This window comes from Planctomycetia bacterium (genome assembly GCA_021413845.1).
In the GTDB taxonomy this organism is placed as follows: domain Bacteria; phylum Planctomycetota; class Planctomycetia; order Pirellulales; family PNKZ01; genus PNKZ01.
Genome location: JAIOPP010000056.1, coordinates 47677 through 67877, shown reverse-complemented (window position 1 = coordinate 67877; position 20201 = coordinate 47677). Strand labels below are relative to the sequence as shown.

13 protein-coding genes are annotated in these 20201 nt (G+C 63.0%); 3 read left to right on the top strand and 10 right to left on the bottom strand.

Annotated elements, in window-relative coordinates; genetic code table 11:
* Nucleotides 1-105 precede the first annotated feature (105 nt).
* The 5 genes from K8U03_09920 to K8U03_09900 all read right to left on the bottom strand — a co-directional run bounded on the left by K8U03_09920 (nt 106) and on the right by K8U03_09900 (nt 5097).
* On the bottom strand, nt 106-273 hold the full coding sequence (locus K8U03_09920) for a DUF559 domain-containing protein (protein MCE9605203.1): 168 nt from the start codon (nt 271-273) through the stop codon (nt 106-108).
* Nucleotides 274-434: 161 nt separating this feature from the next.
* Nucleotides 435-1346, bottom strand: coding sequence for a ThuA domain-containing protein (locus K8U03_09915; protein MCE9605202.1), 912 nt, complete (start codon nt 1344-1346; stop codon nt 435-437).
* 285 nt (nt 1347-1631) lie between these two features.
* Nucleotides 1632-2933: a type III glutamate--ammonia ligase gene (gene glnT / locus K8U03_09910; protein ID MCE9605201.1), complete on the bottom strand. Its 1302-nt coding sequence runs from the start codon at nt 2931-2933 to the stop codon at nt 1632-1634.
* A gap of 32 nt (nt 2934-2965) precedes the next feature.
* Complete coding sequence (locus K8U03_09905; GenBank protein MCE9605200.1) at nt 2966-4015, bottom strand: alpha/beta fold hydrolase; 1050 nt, start codon at nt 4013-4015, stop codon at nt 2966-2968.
* Nucleotides 4016-4068: 53 nt separating this feature from the next.
* Nucleotides 4069-5097, bottom strand: a complete 1029-nt coding sequence (locus K8U03_09900; GenBank protein ID MCE9605199.1) for a fatty acid desaturase — start codon at nt 5095-5097, stop codon at nt 4069-4071.
* A gap of 333 nt (nt 5098-5430) precedes the next feature.
* Here K8U03_09900 and K8U03_09895 point away from each other — a divergent pair, with 333 nt between their 5' ends.
* On the top strand, nt 5431-6846 hold the full coding sequence (locus K8U03_09895) for a hypothetical protein (GenBank protein ID MCE9605198.1): 1416 nt from the start codon (nt 5431-5433) through the stop codon (nt 6844-6846).
* A gap of 21 nt (nt 6847-6867) precedes the next feature.
* On the opposite strand, the gene K8U03_09890 is transcribed toward K8U03_09895, so the two are convergent.
* Entirely contained in the window at nt 6868-8592 is a 1725-nt protein-coding gene (locus tag K8U03_09890) for a hypothetical protein (GenBank protein ID MCE9605197.1), read from the bottom strand.
* A 306-nt stretch (nt 8593-8898) separates the two neighbouring features.
* Here K8U03_09890 and K8U03_09885 point away from each other — a divergent pair, with 306 nt between their 5' ends.
* Nucleotides 8899-9531 carry an RraA family protein gene (locus K8U03_09885; protein ID MCE9605196.1) on the top strand — a complete coding sequence of 211 codons (633 nt, stop codon included), beginning with the start codon at nt 8899-8901 and terminating at the stop codon, nt 9529-9531.
* Between the two features lie 330 nt (nt 9532-9861).
* Nucleotides 9862-11124 (top strand): PQQ-binding-like beta-propeller repeat protein, encoded by a 1263-nt coding sequence (locus K8U03_09880; GenBank protein ID MCE9605195.1) that lies wholly within the window; start codon nt 9862-9864, stop codon nt 11122-11124.
* A gap of 161 nt (nt 11125-11285) precedes the next feature.
* On the opposite strand, the gene K8U03_09875 is transcribed toward K8U03_09880, so the two are convergent.
* The 4 genes from K8U03_09875 to K8U03_09860 all read right to left on the bottom strand — a co-directional run bounded on the left by K8U03_09875 (nt 11286) and on the right by K8U03_09860 (nt 20118).
* Nucleotides 11286-12761: a DUF1501 domain-containing protein gene (locus K8U03_09875; protein ID MCE9605194.1), complete on the bottom strand. Its 1476-nt coding sequence runs from the start codon at nt 12759-12761 to the stop codon at nt 11286-11288.
* 169 nt (nt 12762-12930) lie between these two features.
* On the bottom strand, nt 12931-16026 hold the full coding sequence (locus K8U03_09870; protein MCE9605193.1) for a PSD1 and planctomycete cytochrome C domain-containing protein: 3096 nt from the start codon (nt 16024-16026) through the stop codon (nt 12931-12933).
* 177 nt (nt 16027-16203) lie between these two features.
* Nucleotides 16204-17535: a DUF1501 domain-containing protein gene (locus K8U03_09865; GenBank protein ID MCE9605192.1), complete on the bottom strand. Its 1332-nt coding sequence runs from the start codon at nt 17533-17535 to the stop codon at nt 16204-16206.
* 204 nt (nt 17536-17739) lie between these two features.
* A complete protein-coding gene (locus K8U03_09860) occupies nt 17740-20118 on the bottom strand; it encodes a TolC family protein (GenBank protein ID MCE9605191.1) in 2379 nt (792 codons plus the stop codon).
* Nucleotides 20119-20201: the final 83 nt, after the last annotated feature.

Here is a 20201-nt window from a genome sequence, read left to right as displayed (position 1 = left end):
AAGCGAAGAATACGGAACAGAGCATCGCTGAAGCAAAGCAACTCAATGAATCGGCGCGAGAACAACAATTGATTGTGGATTAAATAAATAGGGGGACATTCTGCTTTAATAATTAAAGTAGAATGTCCCCTTATTTGTTGCCCCGAGCGGGAACTGGCGGCGAAACTTGATTCCGGCCAAGCGGCCGTTGCGCAATTTGCCCCAGAGCAGGCGCTCGGGGAACGTGGCGTCTTGTCGCAGGTCGCGCGCTTGGGCGATTTGCTCGTCCGGGATCGGCTTGCGGTGCGGCACTGCGGGCGTGCTCTTGGTTGTGTTATGCGGGGCGTGGTTGTGAAGACGAAGCGTTGCGAGGCGCGCCTCTCATCCGGCCTTCGGCCACCTTCTCCCGACGGGAGAAGGGTTGGGGCGCGCCTGTTGACTTCAACGAAGGAAGTTTACTTCCCTGCCGCTTTGGCTTTTTCTTTCTCGGCTGCTGCGGAGTCGGCTTTCGCTTTGTTCTCTTGCGCTAGTGAGAGTTCCGGGTTCGGGGTGGCGTCGCCGGGTTCGAGGTTGAGCACCCACTTCACGCCGCCGAGCAGCGACTCCATATACGTCGGGTTTTCCCAGACCGATTCGTTGTGCCCGAGGCTCATGTGCAGGGCCTTGCCTTCGCCGTAGTTCTTCACCCAGGCGACCGGCACATGATAGTCGGCCTTCCGCGCGGTCTTCGAGAAGTCGAGGCTCATCAACACGCGGACCTTCTCCGGTTGCCAATTCTTGAAGCGATAGATTTCGTCTTTGATCGTGAACTCCGGGCCCCACGGCTTCGACAACGGATGCGTTTGGTCGTGGACCGCGACCGTGACCGTTTCGCCGGAGTTCCACGGATGGCCGTTGAACGTGCCGCCGATCATGTCCCAATAGGGCTTGTAGTCGCCGAGCGTATCGGCCGCCGAGTGGGCCCCGATGAAGCCGTGTCCCTTTTGCTTCAGCCAATCGTTGAGGAAGTATTCGAGGTTCTCGTCGGACACCTTCCACTTATCGCGGGGGCCGGTCGTGTAGAACATCACGATATCGTAGTTCTGCAGGTTCTCTTTCGTGATCGCGGTCGCCGGGTCTTGCGTGCAATCGACCCGAAACAGATTGCTCTTGATGCCGAGCTCGGTCATGGCCCGTTCGGCGGGAGCGAGCTGCCCTTCCTTGCGGTTCACGGAGCCGTGTTTGAAGGTGCCGCTGTAGGTGAGAAATAAGATCCGCGCCGTGCCTTTCGCGGCGGGCTGCGCCGCGTCTTGAGCTTGGGCGCAGCCGGTGGATGCGAAAACGACGGCGGCAACCAAGAGCCGCGCGAGAAACGTGTAACGAGTCATGGGGATGGGGCCTGCGATTGGGGAGGAGCGAGGGAAGTCCGTGCGAACGGAGTTAGCGTAAGCTCGCGACGGCTGAGGTGCAAACCCTTCTCGCGTGCGCAGGATCTGTGCGTAACGCTTCTCCCTTCGGGAGAAGGTGGCGTCGCAGACGCCGGATGAGGGGCGGCCCGCGCACGGCGTTGCGTGGTCTGCTTGTGCGCTTCCAGGCCGGCACCCCTCATCGGCCTGCGGCCACTTCTCCCGCAGGGAGAAGGGTTGGATACGGCTTCCGCTTGAAGACGGCTCTCAGCAGTCGAGCGTGTGTTCTCGTTCCCAGGGGGTGACTTGCGTGGAGTAGTTGCGCCATTCGGCTTGCTTGAGTTTTAGGTAGCCGGCGACGGCCCGTTCTCCCAGGCCCTCGCGCAGCACTCCGCTGGCGCCGAGCGCGCGGAGGGCGTCGAGCAAGTTGCCGGGGAGCGGTTTCAGTTCGCCTTCGGCGGCCGGCAGGTCGTACGCGTTCCGGTCGACGCGCTTGCCGAGCGGCCGGCGAGCGTCGATGCCGTCGAGGCCTGCTTCCAGCAATCCGGCGGCGAGCAGATAGGGGTTCGCCGCACCGTCGGCGAGGCGAAACTCGAACCGGCCCGCGTCGGGAATGCGAATCATGTGCGTCCGGTTGTTGCCGCCGTAGCTGATCGTCTGCGGCGACCACGTGGCGCCCGAAGTCGTGGTCGAGGCATGCAGCCGGCGATAAGAGTTGATCGTCGGGTTCGAGATCGCCGCGAGCGCGTCGGCCGAGTGGAGCACGCCGGCGAGAAAGCCGTAGGCGAGTGATGAGAGCCCGAGCTCGCCGTGGGCATCGTGAAACAAGTTGGTGCCCCGCGCGCGGTCCCAGAGCGAGAGATGCACATGACAGCCGTTGCCGGTGAGTTGCGTGAACGGCTTCGGCATGAACGTCGCTCGCAGGCCGTGCTTCTCGGCGAGCGCTTTCACCATGAACTTAAAGAACGTCTGCCGGTCGGCCGTTTCGAGCGCGTGGGAATACTTCCAGTTGATCTCGAACTGGCCGTTGGCGTCTTCATGGTCGTTTTGATACGGCTCCCAACCGAGCTTGAGCAGGCCGTCGCAGATTTCGGTGATGAGGTCGTAGCGGCGCAGCAATGCTTGTTGGTCGTAGCACGGTTTCATGGCGCAGTCCCGCGCGTCGCCGATCGCCTCTCCGTCGGGCGTGAGGAGCATGAACTCCGGTTCGACTCCGGTGCGGAACTCGTAGCCCCGCTCGGCGGCTTTGGCGAGCGAATGCTTGAGGACGTTGCGCGGCGCTTGCGCTACCGGCGCCCCTTGCGCCCACAGATCGGCCGCGAGCCAGCCGACCTCGGGCTTCCACGGCAGCACGGTCAGGCTGTCGGCGTCGGGCACGGCGAGCACGTCGGGATCGGCCGGCGTCATGTCGAGCCAACTCGCGAAGCCGGCGAAGCCCGCGCCGTTTTTCTCCATCGCGCCGATCGCGGCGGCGGGCACGAGCTTGGCCCGCGATGCGCCGAGGAGATCGCAATACGAGATCAAAAAGTATTGAATGCCGAGCTCTTTCGCCTTCTGTTCCAACGACATCGCACCGACCTCGAGTTTCGTCATTCGGGCTTTCATTCGCACTCAAGCAACTCGGCGACGACGCGCTGGATAAACGCTTCGTCGACCGGATTGCGTGAGGGGTTGCCGGCTCGATGTCCCCAGAGAGACGGAATCGGCCGGTACTCGGCGTGCGAGATGCTGCGTGCTTCGGCCAAGCTGTCTTCGGGCGTGAAGTACAGGTCGTGGCTGCCGGGCATGATGAGCGTGTGGGCGCGAATCGCTCCTAGCGCGGCACTTAAATCTCCTCGATACAGATCGTTGTCGCTGATGTCCGAGCGCTGCCAGGTGTCGATCATCGACAGCAGGTTCGACGCATCGCGCTTCAGAAAACTTGCCTCCCAATCGCGAATCAAAAAGTCTTCGAGCGAGGCATAGCCGAGCGGCAAGTGCATCTGCTCGCGATAAAAAGCTTGCGACAAAGCCCAGCCGGCGTAGACCCGACCGAACGCGCGCAAGCCGCGCTCGGGCTTGGCGAGGAAGCGGTCGCCGGTCCAAGCGGGGTCGGCCGTCAGCGCGCCGCGCAAGCCTTCGAGAAACACATGGTTGTGTACCGACGTCTTCGCCGAGCCGCACACGGCGGCCACGCGCTCGACTTCGCTCGGGTAAAGCGCTCCCCAATGCAAGGCCTGCTGCGCTCCCATCGACCAACCGTAGACCAGCGCCAAGCGCTCGATGCCGAAGCGCTCGCGGAGCAATCGTCGTTGGGCGGCGACGTTGTCGACATGCGTGAACGCCGGGCAGCGAGGCAGGTCGGCCGAGGGCGCGAAGTTGCTCGGCGACGTCGACAAGCCGTTGCCGAACATATTGGGGATGACGATGAAATACCGCTCGGAATCGAGAATCCGCCCGGGCCCGACGAGCCATTGCGTGTCGACGTGCTGCGCGGCGTACGACGTCGGATAGAGGATCGCGTTCGAGCGCTCGGCGTTGAGCGTGCCGAAGGTTTTGTAAACCACATGCGCCAGCGGCAGCGTCGGCCCGCTCTGCAAACGAAACTGCGGCAACGCAAACGACTCGGCGAGCGGATCGCCGGCGGCGGCGGGCACGGTTGCGGTCGACATGGTTGCGGTCGGCAGAGTTTCGGTCGGCAGAGTTTCGGTCGGCAGAGCCAAGGTTATCGCTCGCTCGGCTGTGTCGGCGAGGAAGGCGTTGACGCCGGCGACCGATCCGCGACGGCCAGCGCATCGACGACTTCCAGCACAGTCCGATTCGCCGACACGTAGCTCGGTGCGATGTGCGTGAGCTTAGAACTCAGCTCCCGATGGGCTTGCGGCAGCTGGTGGAACGAGATCGAGGGATACAAATGATGCTCGGCGTGAAACGACATGTTCCACATCAAGAGCCGGACCGGCCACGAAGCGAGCGTCGTCCGGGTGTTCGTCAGTCCGTTTTCGTCGCTCGTGCAACCGGTGTGCTCGACGATCAAGATCATCCGCAACAGCGGCTGCGCGACGATCGCCGGGAGAAACCAGAACCACCACGCGTAGTAGTAGCCCGCCGCGATGGAGCCGAGCGCGAGGAGATACACCGCGAGTTGGCAAGCCGCCGAGAGGGCGACCTTGCGCCGGCCCGCGACGGGAATGAACGCGTAGCCCTCCAGCCGGCCGGTGGCGAGCTTAAGAAACAGCGCCGGTCGATTCAGCCAAAACGAGAGGCCGCTGACTTCGACGAAATACTCCCACCGATTACGCGGCTTCGGGGTCATCAGCTCCGGGTCGCGCGCGGTGTCTTGCGTGTAGCGATGGTGCCACGTGTGGTAATAGCGGTAGTAATGAAAGTTGTAGAAACCCAACAAGCCGGCGAGCCAGCCGAAGATTTCGTTTAAGATCGGTGCGGCGAACGCAGTCCGATGGACGCATTCGTGCATCGGCGCGAACATCGTCACAATCGTGAACCCATGCACGACGAGTGCCGGCAGCAGCAGCCAACGGGCATGCAGCAGACATTCGTAAACGAGCAGGCCGGTCAGCGTCATCACGCCGAGATGCACGGCGAAGCGCCCGAGGCCGCGGGCATCGGAGCGCCGGCTGAGCGTTCGTACGATGCCGATCTCAAGCACCGCCCGACCCGCGAGGCCCGAGGTGCCCATATCGGCCGCATCGAGATTCGCGCCGTTTCCCGCCGCCCCATTTGCTGCCGACATCGCACAGTCTCGCTTCCGCCGAAGGAATCGCTCGCTCGGGGGCGTGCGTCGCGGTTTGCGCAGAAGACGCGCGCACCACGACGAACACTCCGCAGAGGAGCAGATAAGGAATCACCAACGTTCGCGGTGGGCGAAGTCGCGAACTACGGATACGTCGACCGGGGTGTGCGAAACGGTCGCGTATCGAGGCTTCAGATTAAATCATGCGCCGCGCGATTGCAATGTTTGGCCCTCGGAAGATGACCGTTGCAAGCGGCCGAGCGCTCGACGACGATAGCAGCTCCCACCAACCCGCCGTAACGGCTCCTTGCCCGACTCGAAGGACGACCCGCCATGCCGATTTCACTCCGACTCGTTCGCCGAATCTTCCGCCTCATGCCGAGCTTGCTCCTCGCTTGCGGTTTTGCGCTGCTCGCAGGCCAGGCCGCGGCCCAAGCGCCGGCCGACGGCACCTTTCCCGTCCAATCGAACCTGCGGGCCGGATCGGCGAAGGTCGACATCACGCCGGCGAAGGTCGAAGATTTTTCCGTCGTCGGGCATCGTCGCAAAGTCACCGGCGTGCGCGATCCGCTCAGGGCCGGCGTCCTTGTGCTCGACGACGGCGAAACGAAAGCCGCGATCATCACGCTCGACGTGATCGGCGCGTGGGAAGAGCTCGTCCGTCCGGTTCGCGCGAAGATCGAAACCGAGACCGGCATTCCCGCAGCCAACATCATGGTCGCCGCTTCGCACAATCACTCGGCCCCCGGCTTCAAGGAAAATCCGGAGTGGGGTGCCGAGCTGATCGAAAAGCTCGCGGCCGCGACGAAGCAAGCGTTCGGCGAACTGCGGCCCGTCACCGTCGGCTACGGCGAAGACAAGATCGGGTTCGGCATCAATCGCCGCAAAACGATCGACGGCCGCGTGGTCTTCCGGCTCAATCCCGACGGTCCGAACGACCCGCGCGTGAAGGTGCTCCGCTTCGACGACGGCAAGTCGCTCACGCCGGTCGCGGTCGTGATGCATGCCGTGTGTCATCCCTGCTTCTTCACCTGGGGCGATAAGGGCTCGGTCCCTTATCCGGGCGGCTATCCGAAGATGAGCGCCGACTTTCCCGGCGAGGCGCAGTCGTTCGTCGAGATGTGCTACGGCGGCAAGACTCACGCGCTGTTCCTCCAAGGTTGCGCGGGAGATATTCGTCCGAACTTGCCGGGCTATCCCTATCGCTGTGCCGACGAGGCCGACATTCAATGGGCCGGACGCGATCTCGGCAGCGCCGTCGTGCGCTCGCTGGCCGCGAACGTGACGCGCGAGAAGCTCAAGGAGCGGCGCGACTACTACGCCATCAAGTCGGCGAGCAGCGTGATCGAGCTTCCCGGCAAAGAGCAGCCTGTGCGCACGGAACTGCAAGCGCTGAAGATCGGGCCGTATCTGTTTCTCACGATGCCGGGCGAACCGATGGTCGAGTTCGGCTTCAAGCTCGAAGCGGCGATCACCGATCGCGCGATTCCGATCATCGTCGGCTATGCCAACGGCAACATCGGCTACATCGCCACGACGGCCGCTTACGCGGTCGGCGGCTACGAGTCGAACACCTCGAAACTGGCTCCCGAAGCCGAACCGATCATCCTCAAAGAGCTCGGCAAACTGGCCGACTTAGTAAACGGCGACGTCTTCGAGTCGTTCTCGAAACATCCGAAAGACGTGATGAAACGGGAAGCGGAAGAAAAAGCCCGCGCCGCCGAACGCGAGAAGGCGCTGAAGCCGTAAGAACGCGAAGCCGTGGTCGGGTTATTTCGCCCCATGCACGGTCGGGCCGTCCCAATAGATGTCGCATTGCGGGAGCGCTTTGTGCAACTCGTCGATGTCGGCGGCGGTTACTTTCGTCGAATCGAGCCTCACCATCTTCAGGCTCTTGCAGTCTTTCAAGGGAGAAACGTCGACCACCGCACTTTGCGAGAAATTCACGTTCTCCAAGCGATCCATCCCCCGCAGCGGCGAAAGGTCCGACACGCGTGTGTTGCTAAATGAAACTTCGGTGAGCGGCATTCCTCGTAACGGGGAGAGATCGACGACGAACGTATAATCGCCACACACCTTCGTTAACGTCATTCCTCTGAGCGGCGACAAGTCCGATATTTTCGATCCAACAAAGTCGATCTCGGTGAGGGGCATGCCGGCGAGCGGCGTGAGATCGGAGACGTTTCGACCGCAGGAAACGGCCGTCAGTTTCATCCCCTTCAAGGGAGACAAGTCGGCGACCGGAGTGTAGCCGCAATGGAATCGCTCTAGCCGCATCCCTTTCAACGGGGAAAGATCGGCGACTTTCGTGCTGCCGCAATCGAGCACGACGAGCGGCGCCCCTTTGAGCGGCGCGAGGTCCGAGACCCCCGTTATGGAGCAGTCCAACGTCGTCAACGGCATGCCGGCCAAGGGAGCGAGATCGGCAACTCGGGTGTAGTTAATGTCGAGATAGGTGAGGGGCAACCCTTTGAGCGGTGAGAGATCCTGCAGCGCGAACCGCTTCTCCAACGTGCAGCCGTAAGCACGAAGGGTCTTGAGTCCGGGGAAAGCACGAACCGGCGAAAGATCGGTGATGCGATGCGTGAAAAATCCTAAATCAATTACGACGCCATCTGGTTTCCAAGGACTTAGGCCGTCGAGAGAGATCGCGGAATCTTCGTAAATATCGCGAAGTTCCTTGTCATAACCGAGGTTGGGATTGAGTTCGGCGATCTTATGCGTGAACGCTGCCATTTGCCGAGCCGGCGGGAGTGCGGCAACTTCCTTCAGCCATTTTTGAAAGGCAGGGTCGGCGAGCGTCGTGATCGGCCGAAGGGGCTCGTCCCAATCGATGGCGCACTGGGGTAGTGCTTTTTGCAAGCCTGCGACATCGACTCCGGTAACTTTCGTTCCATAAAGATTCACGTCGTAGAGTTTCTCGCAACCGTACAACGGCGAGAGATCGGAAACCGGCGCGCCCGGGCACTGCAGACTCGTGAGCGGCATTCCGCGCAGCGGAGAAAGATCGGCGACTTTCGTCTGAATCAATTCGATCTCTTCCAAGGGCATGCCTCGAAGGGCCGACAGATCGGACACCGGCAAGTCTTCGATACTTAGATACGTCAGCGGCAGCCCGCGGAGCGGCGAGAGATCGGAAAGCCTGTTCGGCTTGTCGGACGGAAGAAAAAGATCGTCCTCGATTCGCACCGATCGCAGATTTCTCAACGCTGCGAGCGGGGAGATGTCTTTCAACCGATTGGAAACTCCGACAAATGCGCACACATCCCGTTCGGCGACAATTCGAAAATACTTTCCGTCGTAGCCGGGATTGAGCTCCGTCAACTTCCGAGTCACGGCCGCGATCCGTTCGTCGGCGGAGAGCTTCGCGACTTCCTGCTCCCATTGCTTAAACGCCGGGGTGCCGAACGCGATGGTCGACTTCGCCGGCTCGTCGGCCCGAGCGATCGGCCCGAACGAAATCGCGACGAAGAGGGCGAGCATTCGTAGAGGCATGATTCCCCCCTTGCAATTCACGTTTGCGCGGATCGACTCAGGTATCGCTCCGTTATTTTAACAGTCGCGGCGCGCGGGGGGGGCGTGCCGATTTTCACCGAATCCGGTAGGACAACGTAATTCTTCGCGCCTCGCTCCAGCATCGCGGCTCGTCGTTCGTTATCATCTTAGGTCTTACGATGGGGTCTGGTTTCGAGCTTCGCCATGCCGAAAGTAGGGCGTCGCCGGAGCACTATCCCGTCCGTTTCGTCCGCCGATGATGAGGGAGCCCAACGTATGACCCAACCTTCGACGATCACGCTTGCGATGATGCGCGAGAAGTTTACTTCTGCCGTTGTGTGCGATGCTTTGGATGCCGTCGGGCGGACGCACCAATCGCCGCGCACGCCGCTCCGCCCTTGGACGACCGACGGCGTGCTGATCGGCCGTGCGAAATGTACCCTCTGGGCCGACATGAGCCATGCCGATCCCAAGCCCTACGAGTTGGAGCTGCAGGCCGTCGACGGTTGCCGGCCCGACGATGTGATCATCGCGGCGGCCGGCGGCTCGCTTCGTTCGGGCATCTGGGGCGAGCTGCTTTCGACCGCGGCCCGCAATCGGGGCTGCATCGGCACGATCGTCGACGGCGGAGTGCGCGACGTGCAGCAGATGCGGGCGATGGGCTTCGCCGTCTATGCGAAAGGGACTTGCCTCTACGACTCGAAAGACCGCCAGCGCGTGATCGATCTCGATGTCCCAGTCGAAATCGATGGCGTCCGCTTCGAGCCGGGCGATCTGGTCGTGGCGGACGTCGACGGCGTCGTCGTGGTGCCGCGAGCGGTCGAGGCGGAAGTGGTGCGCCGCGCGTGGGAAAAGGTCCACGCCGAAAACATCACCCGCGATGCGATCCGCGGCGGCATGGGAGCAGCGGCCGCGTATGAGAAGTACGGCGTGCTGTAGTCCGTTCGTCCAAAGTAGCAGGCACGTTCCACGTGCCGTCAGCCACGTGCGTCGTTCGAGCGCGAGGCACGATCGCGACACGTTCAGCGTCTTTCAATAGCCTCAGATGCATATCTGAGGACGATCTCTGTTCGTAGCTCAAAGCCGACTGTGGCGGACGGCACGTGGAACGTGCCTGCTACGTTATCGGCTATCGACGATCTGACGTATATCGCAACGAGGCCCGAAGCCGTGTGGGAATCGGGAAGGCGTCATTCGATTCGTCGCCGCCATGCGCTTATAATCCCGGTTGGTCGTGTCGCCCCTTGGTCGTTTGCGAGAGATTCCGCCATGTTTTATAAGTGCCTCCTCGCCGGTGTCGTTGGGCTCGCAGGGTCGGCCGTTGCCAGCGCCGGAGACTGGCCGGCGTTTCGCGGGCCGCACGGCAACGGTTGGTCGGAAGAAACGAACGTGCCGACGAAGTGGAGCAAAGAACAAAACATTCGGTGGAAGTTCAAGCTGCCCGACGAAGGGAATAGCTCGCCGATCGTCGTCGGTAAGCGCGTCTTCATCACCTGCGGGCAAAACCAAGGGCGGAAGCGCGGGCTCTATTGTCTCGATCGCGACGACGGCTCTTTGCTTTGGTCGCGGATCGTCGACTTCGATAAGGTGCTGCCGACGCACGCCACCAATCCTTATTGCTCTCCCACTCCGGCGAGCGACGGCAAGCATGTCGTCGTGTGGCACGGCTCGGCCGGCCTGTTCTGTTACGATCTCGAGGGGAAGGAGCTTTGGCAGCGCGACCTCGGCGAGTTTCGCCATGTGTGGGGCTACGCCGCCTCGCCGATCATCTACCAAGATCGGGTCATCCAAAACTGCGCGCCGGGCGTCAAGGCTTTCTTGGCAGCGTTCGACCTCAAGACCGGGAAAGATCTGTGGCGCGTCGACGAGCCGACCGAAGGAAACGGCGAGAAGCGCAAAGACGGCGCACCGATGGGAACGTTCACGACTCCGATCGTCGTCGCGCAGCAAGGGCAGGATCAGATCGTTTGCTTCCAGCCGCGGCGCGTCGTCGCCTATCAACCGGCCGACGGCAAGATCATCTGGGAAAGCACGCTCGTGAATCCCAAGGGAGATTTGGCTTACTCGTCGCCGATGATCGCCGACGGTGTCTGCGTCGCCTTAGGTGGCTACAACGGTAGCGGCATCGCTTTCAAGCTCGGCGCCAAAGGAGACATCGGCGAGAAGGATCGGCTCTGGTACAAGCCTCGCAATCCGCAAAGCATCGGCACCGGCGTCGTCGTCGGCGGCTATCTCTACGTTCCCGACGCCGGGCCGAATACGATCCGCTGCCTCGAGCTGTTGACGGGCAAGGAAGCGTGGAGCGAGCGCATCGGCGACGGGGCGTATTGGGGCTCGATCGTCATGGCCGAAGGACGCGCGTACGTCACGACGCAAGCCGGCACGACGATCGTGTTCAAGCCGAGCCCGGAGAAGTTCGAACTGATCGCGGAAAACAAACTGGGCGAGCACAGCAACTCGACCCCGGCGATCTCCGACGGCCGAATCTTGATCCGCACGTTCGAGCATCTGTACTGCATCGGGGAGAAGTAAGACTTCGCCCATCACGCCGGCGGTTACGGTAGCAGGCACGTTCCACGTGCCGTAGCCACATGCGTCGTTTATGGACGAAGCCGCGTTGGTTGCGTGAAGGCCCGCGTGGCGGACGGCACGTGGAACGTGCCTGCTACTTTGCAGAGGTCGTCGTCGCGCGGCTACGCCAAGATCGGTTTGATGATGTTCCCTGCCACTCCCGTCAACCGGAAGTCGCGGCCGTTGAAGCGGTAGGTGAGCTTTTCGTGTTCCAAGCCGAGCAGGTGTAAGAGCGTGGCGTGGAGATCGTTTACGTGGACCTTATTCTCCACGGCCTTGTAGCCGAAGTCGTCGGTGCTGCCGTGGTGGTAGCCGCGCTTCACGCCCCCGCCGGCCAGCCACATCGTGAAGCCGTTCGGGTTGTGGTCGCGCCCTTTGGCTCCTTGCGAGTCGGAAGTCCGGCCGAATTCGCCCCCCCAAATTACGAGCGTGTCTTCCAGCATCCCGCGGGCCTTTAAATCGGCAAGCAACGCCGCGCACGGTTGATCGACGTACTTGCCGCACGAACGATGGTTCGCTTCGACGTCGCTGTGGCCGTCCCACGGCACGTCGTTCACGCTGCCGTCGCCGCCGACCCCTTGGCCCGCGAAGATCTGAATGAACCGCACTCCGCGCTCGAGCATCCGCCGCGCGATGAGACATTGCCGTCCGAACGTCCCGCAATCGGGACTATCGACGCCGTAGAGGTCGTGGACGGCTTTCGATTCCTTGGCGATGTCGAGGGCTTCCGGCGCGGCCATCTGCATCCGATAGGCGAGCTCGAACGAGTTGATGCGGGCGGCGAGATCGACTTGCGTCGGGCGTTCTTGCGCGTGCTCCATGTTCATGCGCCGCATGAGGTCGAGCTGCGAGCGCTGCTGCCCGTCGGTCTGCGCGGCGACGCGCGTGAGGTTGTCGATCGTTTCCTTGCGGCGCGCGTCGAGCGCGATCGCTTGATACGTCTTCGGCAAGAAGCCGGACGACCAGATCTGGTCGTCGCCGCGCGGCCGGGTGCCGTGCATCACGACGAACGCCGGCAGATCTTGGTTCATCGCGCCTAGGCCGTAGGTGAGCCAAGCCCCCATGCTCGGCAAGCCGGGCCGGTCTTCGCCGCACATCAGCTCCATCGAAGCCGGCGCGTGATTGTTGGCCCGCAAGTGCATCGAGTGGATGAACGTCATCTCGTCGACATGCTTCGAGAGGTGCGGAAACAAACTGGAGACCCACGAGCCCGACTCGCCGTATTGCTTCCACGCGAAGGGGGACTTCAAGCACTTGCCGCTGGTGGTGAAGAAGCCGGTTTTCGGATCGGCGCCGGCAAGCGCTTGGCCGTCGCGCTTTTGCAGCTCGGGCTTGTAGTCCCAGGTGTCGACTTGCGACGGCGCGCCGGTCATGAAGAGCCAGATGACGCGCTTCGCCTTGGGGGCGAAGTTCGGCGTCTTCAGCGCCAGCGGATCGATCGACGCAGGCAAGGCCGGCGCCGCGGGGAGCGCTGCGCCGCGCGAATCTTCATGCAACATCGAGGCCAGCGCCAACGAACCGAAGCCGAGCCCGGCCTGTTGCAGAAACCGCCGCCGCGACGGGAGCGAAACGTCGCCGAATGGAAAATGGTCGTACATACAAGCAGTCTCTTAAATCGAAAACGGTCGGTAACCCTTCTCCCGGCGGGAGAAGGTGGCGGCGCAGCCGACGGATGAGGGGCGCATCCGTCAAGCGTTCGTCGGTTCGATCGATCGTCCGGTTCCCCTCATCCGGCCTTCGGCCACCTTCTCCCGACGGGAGAAGGGTTTAGTCTACATACACGAACTCGTTCACGCACAGCATCACTTGGCACATCTCGGTCAGCGCTCGTTCCACGTTTGCCGGCGACGCGCCGCCGAGCGCCGCGGCCTGAGCCAGGACGAACTCGCGCATCTGCGTCAGCTCATGCGGCATGGGCTTGCGGCACAGCGCGATCTCGTAGGCCCGCACGATCGCGGCTTCGACGGTGCTGGCCGTTGCACTGGTCACAGTCGCGCTGCTCGTCGTGACTCCGCTCGGAAGGGGAGCGGGCGTGTTCACGCGGCGGGCCAACCCTTCGGCCATCTTCCGCACGAACGGCGAGTTCATCAGCGTCAGGGCTTGCGTCGGCACCGTCGTGTTGGCGCGTTCGCCGATGCTCTGCGTCGGTTCCGGGGCGTCGAACATCGTCATCAGCGGAATGAGCTCGCTCCGCTTCACGCGCAGATAAACGCTGCGCCGCAGAGAATCATCGAGCACGCTCGGCCCATACATTTTCACGTCGAGCGCGCCGCCGACCGCTAAGAGCGCGTCGCGCAGGATCTCGGCTTCGAGCCGTTGCGGGCGGCGATGCCAGAGCAGGCGATTCTCGGGATCGAGCTTCCGATTGGTCTCCGCGACGATGCCGTCTTGCATGTAGGCGGCGCTCGTCATCATCAGCTTATGCAGCGGCTTGAGCTTCCAGCCGCCGCGGATCAATTCGCCGGCGAGCCAATCCAGCAGTTCCGGATGACTCGGCCGTTCCCCTTGCGCGCCGAAGTCGTTCGGCGTGCCGACGAGTCCTTCGCCGAAGTGATGCTTCCAGAGGCGATTGACGATCACGCGCGCGAGCAACTGCCCGGCGCCGAGCTTCGCGTCCGTGATCCACTCGGCCAGCGCCAATCGCGGGTCGACGGGTGTCTTGGCGGCGGGCGTCTTTACGGCCAGCGCCTTCGCGTCCGCCGGTTTCGCGAGCCAGTGCGCGTTGCCGTCGTCGGCCGTCGCGAGCACTTGAATAAAGCCGGGCGCGGCGCGGCCTTGCTTGTTGTCGACTTCGCCGCGGCGAAGCAGGTACACATCTTGCCCGCCGGCAACCGCCGTATAGATGTCGACCAGTTGCACGCGCGGCGGCTGCCGCAAATGCGTTTCGAGCGCCGCATAAGCTTTCTGCGCGGTGTCGTCGTAGCGGGCGAACCAGCGGACCATCGGCGTTCGGAGCGGGGCCGTGAGTTGATTCTTCCCGGCCGCCACGATCGCCCGGATCTCGCCGAGGTTTTGCGGTGCGATCTCGCCGGCCCAAGTGGCGGGGTTCGGTTCCGTGCTCATCGCGATGCGGAATCGCCCTAGGCCCGCGCCGGCGAACTTGAGTTCGAAGGTGAGCCCTGTCCCTCCGGGAAAACCGGGTAAGCCCCCTTCGATCTCGAAGACGCCGGAGTTATCCCGTCCGCCGGCTTCCCCTTTCCAATTCGTATTGGCATCTTGATCGACGGCCGCTGCGAGGAGCGCCATCTTCGCTTCGTGCGCCGCTTGCACGGCCTTGAGCTTCAAGACGATCGGAGCTGTCTTGTTCGTCGGGTCGAGCGGCCGCGCGGTCACTTTGAAATCGGCGAGCGCGAAGCTCCCGTCGCCGGCAAGGCCCGGCCCTTTCTTCGGCAGCGCTTTATCCGTCAGGGCATCGAGCCGCAGCGCGGTGAGCTTCTCTTGATACGTCTCGGTCGCGACGACGTAGATATCGCTCTGCTTGATTCGTCCGCCGGCCGTGGTGGCGACGAGGCCGCCGTCGTGCATCGTCAGCCAAGTGTCGCCGCTCGACGTCGAGAGCGGTGCGAGCACTTGCCAGCGCGGCTCTTCGGTGAGCTTCGGCAATTCTTGTTGCTGCCACTTCGTGAATCGCGCGGGCAGCTCGCTTTCCGCGAACTTCGCCAGCGCGGCGTCGAGCGTTTTTCGCTGCTGCTCGTAGTTCACCAGCGCTTGTCGCGAGGCGGCGACGTCGGGATCGAGTGCCGAAGTGCCTTGCGCGGTCCGCTCCAACGAAGCGGCCAAGGCGTAGTAGTCGGTCGCGGGAATCGGGTCGTACTTATGATCGTGGCACCGCACGCAGCCGAGCGTGAGCCCGAGCATCGAGCCTCCCATGGTCATCAGCATGTCATCGAGCTGGTCGTAGCGGAATCGCTCGACGGTCTTCGACGTGATCTGGCCCGGGTAAGGGCCCGCGACGAAGAACCCGGCCGCGGAGACGGCTTGATAGTCCCCCGGCTTGAGCTTGTCGCCGGCGATCTGCATCCGCACGAACTCGTCGTAAGGGAGATCGTCGTTCAAGGCGCGAATCACCCAATCGCGATAGTGATACGCTCCCGGGCGGAAGCCGTCGAATTCGTAGCCGCCGCTTTCGGCATAGCGGGCGACATCGAGCCAGTGGCGGCCCCAGCGCTCGCCGTAGCGCGGGCTCGCGAGCAGCCGGTCGAGCAGCTTCGCATAGGCATCGGGCGACTTATCGTTTAAGAACAGCGCCACCTCTTCCGGCGACGGCGGAAGGCCGATCAAGTCGTAGTAGGCCCGACGAACGAGCGTCTCGGGCGAGGTCGGGCCGTTGGGAACGATCCCTTGCTGCTCTTGCGCAGCGCGGACGAAGCGATCGATCGGCGTGCGACCCCAAGCGGCGTCTTTCACTTCCGGAGGCGCAGCGGTGTGGAGCGGCTGAAACGACCAGAACTTCCGGCCCGCGGCGACGTCGATCACGCGCTTCGCCGGTACGGCAGTCGCGTTTCCGACGCGCGGATCGGGCGCACCCATGTCGACCCACTTCTTGAAGTCGTCGACGACGCCGGCCGGGAGCTTACCCGTCGGCGGCATCTCGAAGCCGTCGTAGAGGAGCGCCTTGATGAGCAGGCTCTCCGCCGATTTTCCTTTCACGATCGTCGGGCCGCTCTCGCCGCCGTAGAGCATTCCTTCTTGCGAATCGAGGAACAGCTCGGCTTGGAGTTTCTTTTGCGTCTTGGCTGCTTGCGAGTGGCAGGAATAACAATGCTCGACGAGCACCGGCCGAATCTTCTGCTCGAAGAACGCGAGGCCGGCATCTTGCGGCGCGGCGGCCCCGGCCGGCGCGCCGGCGAACAGCAACGCCATGACAACCGACAACGGTTGGAGAACGAAAGCGACGGGCCGGCGACTCGGTCGGGCGAACATACTCGGGCTCGGTGGGGTGGATGCCGGCGAAAGCCGCGAAGACGCAGCCATCGATCGGAGCACGCTCCACGAACTTCCGCTGTGTCGGAAAGCCCCGGCCGTCGCGCTACGATCCTCTTATGATAACTCGGGGATCGGCCGGCCGCCATTTTGAACGATCGCGATCGGCCTGCCTTGCGGGTTCGTCCAGTGCGTGCCGAGCGGAATGTCGAGGTGGCGGAAGACCGTAGCCGCTAAATCCTCGGGCGTGACGCGATTTGTCGCGATTCCGTACCCCTTATCGTCGGTGCTGCCGATCACCTGCCCATGCTGCAAGCCGCCGCCGGCCATGACCATCGACATGACGTTGACCCAGTGCCCGCGCCCGGCCGTAGGGGTCATGACGGGGGAGCGTCCGAATTCGCCCATCATCAGAATCAGGGTCGAGTCGAGCAGGCCGCGGTCTTCGAGATCGCGAATGAGGGTCGTGAGCGCGCGATCGATCGTCGGCAAGAGCGGGGTGAGACCTTTCTCGATGCCCCCCCATTTCACTTCGTCGCCGTGATGATCGAAGTAGCCCCAGGCTCCGCTGACGAGCACGAAGCCGACGCCGGCCTCGACGAGCCGCCGCGCGAGCAACGTCTTTTCGCCGACGCTGCCGCGACCGTAAGCGTCGAACATCGCGTCGGGCTCGCGCGCAATGTCGAACGCTTCGCGCATCTTGCCGGTGAGCATCATCTCGTGCGCGATCTGCTGATAGCGATCGAACTCGACGGCATCGCTGCGGCGCTCGAAGAGGCGCTCGAAGTCGTCGAGTTTGCGACGTAGCTCATGCCGGTCGCGCAACCGATCGAGCGTCAGCCCTTCGGCCATCTTGAGCTTATCGGCGACTTCCAACCCTTTGACGGGATCGTAGTCGCGTCCCAGTTCGCCGGTCCCCCAGACGTCGGACGTCCATTTATCGGCGAGGCCGACGAAGCCCGGCATGCCCGGCACGTTCGGTCCGTGGTACTTCGCGGCGATGGAACCCATCGAGGGATAGCCGCCGCCGTCTTTGCCGTCGTTCGTGCGACGCGCGAGCGAGTTGCCGGCTTGCATCGTGATCGGAGTATGATTGCTCGAAGAAGTATCGACCGAGCGAATCACGGTGAGCTTGTCCATCATCTGCGCTTGCAAAGGCAGATGCTCGGAGAAGCGGACGCCCGGAAGCTTCGTTGCGATCGTCGAGTAAGGGCCGCGAATCTCGCGCGGAGCATCCGGCTTTGGGTCCCACATGTCGAGATGGCTCGGTCCGCCCGAGAGCCAGAACAAGATCACCGATTTCTTGCCGCTCGACTTGCCGGCCGCCGCAGCTTGAGCGCGGACGCGCAACAGGTCGATCGTCGAAAGCCCGGCGAGTCCGGCGGTGCCCGTCTGCAAGAACCAACGCCTCGAGCCGACACGGATCGTATCGCGCGCGGGAGGCAACATCGGGTTCGCCCGCGAGTGCAGATGATGCTCGGCGGCATGCGCGGCAGGAACTGACGAGAGGCGCGACATGGGATTTCCTCGTGCGGGGGGAGGCGGGAGAGGAAGGAGGGAGCATCGATCAATATAGACCGATGCATCGGGCCGTACAATTCTAATTTCTCGTCGAGCGCAGGCGGCGAGCTTATCAGCGTCGCACGCCGAGGATTAGGGGCCCGTCGGCGGGAGCACGATCCGGTCGAAGATCGGTTCTACGGGTTGGCCGGCATTAGGTGCCGTTTCCGGCGTCGTGGTCGGCGGCAGCGTCATCGGCACGAACTTCGGAGCCGCCGAGCCGTCGAACGAGGCCGGCGTCGTCGGGCGTTCGGAAGGAGCCGGCAACGGCATCCACGTTTGCACCGGTGCGGTGATCGGCGGTGCTAATGGTGGCGCGAGAGTCGGCTGACCCGGCATGGTCTGAATAGGCACGGCCTGAATAGGCACAGTCGGAGTCGATGCAATCGGATTCGATACTGCTTGAGTCGGTGCAGGTGCCAATGTCGGGGCTAACGTCGGAGTCGCTGCCGGAGCAGCTTGGCCGGCAACCATCGGAGCAGCCGTTAGCGGCCCGTTCGCTTCCGGGTGGACGATGCTCTTATCGAAGGCGTAATTCAGCGGCAACTCATTGCCGCGGCGAGCGCGCTTCGCGCCGTATTCTTGGCGATCGTCGTTGAGATAGACGTTGTGGTATTCGAGCGAAGTCCCCTTCTCGAAATGGACGTTGCGCAGCGAGGTCGCATGTTCGACCAGGGCTCGATAGTAGCGCCCCTCCGCTTCGGCGTTGCGGCGCTGCGCTTCGAGCAGCAAGTCGAGCGGCGCTTTGTCGGCATCGTAGGTCGATTGCACGGCGTTCAACTGATCGCGCGCGGCGACCAAGCGATTGTAGCTCGTTTGCGTGATGGCGAACGCACGCTGCAAATCGGCGACCGAGTTACTCAGGTCGTGCAGCACCGAACGCTCTTGCTCATGCAGCAACGCCCGCTCGCGCGCCAACAACAGCTGGCCGTTGCGAACGGCCGAATGGGCCCGTCGGAATCCGATCGGCACGGTCATATCGACGCCGAGTTGCCACTCTTGGAAGTCGCCGGTCAGCAGGTTGTCGTAAGCGTTGTCGAAGCGGTTGCCGTCGGTGTTGCCGTCGCTGTTGAGCAGCTGGTTGCCGAACCCGCGGAAGCGGTAGCGGCCGGTCGCATCGAGGCGCGGCATCAAGTAGTTGCGGCTCGCGAACAGCTCCATTTCACGACGTTTCACGACCCAACGCTGCCGCCGCAACTCCGGTCGGCGGGCCAGCGCTTCTTGCGAAGTTTGCGTCCAATCCAGCGTCACCTTCGTCACGATCGGCTCGTCGCTCGGACGAATCATTCGGCCGTCGGAGATCGGCAATCCGCAGACGAGCCGGAGGCGGCGCTCGGCGAGTTGCACGCCGGTCGTGCCGCGGAACGTGCCGCCGGAGCTGCCGTTGTTCGTGTGCGTCCCTTCGACGACTTGGCCCGTCAGCGAATTCTCGACTTCTTCTTGGAACCGATAATACTGCTCGCGCGCTTGGGCCTCCTTATCGGCTTCGCCGCCGCGCTTCTGTGCTATGTAGAGCGCGTTGATGCGTCGCCAAGTGTCTAACGCGTTGTCGCGCGCGACGAGCTTCGTTTGCAAGTCGCGATAAGCGTAGTAGAGGTCCCAGTAGCCGTTCTCGACGTCGGCCACCATGTTGCGCACGGCCGTCTCGAACTCCGCCAAGCTGATGTCGGTGTTCATACGCGCGAGCACGACGCCGTTGAAGAGCCCGAGTTGACCGCCGGGCCCTGCGATCCGATTGAACTCGACGCCGCTTCCTTGCAACAACGGATGGCGGAATTCGGCTTCGACGTTCGTGTCCCAAGCGCTCGGGAAGAGGTTGCCCGGCGCGTTGTTCGCGTCGTAGTTCGTGTTATGGCGCACGATGAATTGCGTGCCGGTCGCGGCTTGCTTCGTGAGGCTCGATTGCGCGACGAGCAAGTCTTGCTGCAAGAGCCGCGTGCCGCCGCCGAAGAAGGCGTTGTTCAAGGCCCGATCGTTCTTCTCGTAGAAGAGCCGCGTGTTGAACGAAGTGTCGAACGCGCTCAAGGCGTTCTCGATGCCGAACCGCGGATCGGTTTCCACGATGCCCGGGTTGTGGATCGAAGGGGCGGTCGCCGGCGAGCGGAGCACCTGGCCGCCGAGGTCGCGGAGCACCGTCGAGTTGGTCAGCGAGAGAAGAATCGCTTCTTCGAGCGGCAGGTTCCAATACTCCCGCGGTATGTTTTGTTCGATCGTAAACGGCTCCAGCGACGGCTCTTGCTGCATCGCGTGCAACTGCGGGTCGGCATAGTCGACCTGCTTCGCGAGGTTGCGATAGAAGTTCCCGGAGTTGGGTCGGTGGTTCTCCAACACTTGCCGCGGCGTGGTGCCGCACCCAAGCGACGCGACCAGCACCGGCACGAGGCAAACGACGATCCGCCCCATCAGCCCCCGGCAATGTGCCGTGAGCGGAGAGGTAAGTCGGTCGTTCGGATCTCGGAAAGGAACCGGCATGAAGACGTTTCGGCTTGCTCTGCTTCGCTAGCACCGGCGTGATGAATGCGCAGACACGCGCATACGAAAGCCCAAGCTGTCGT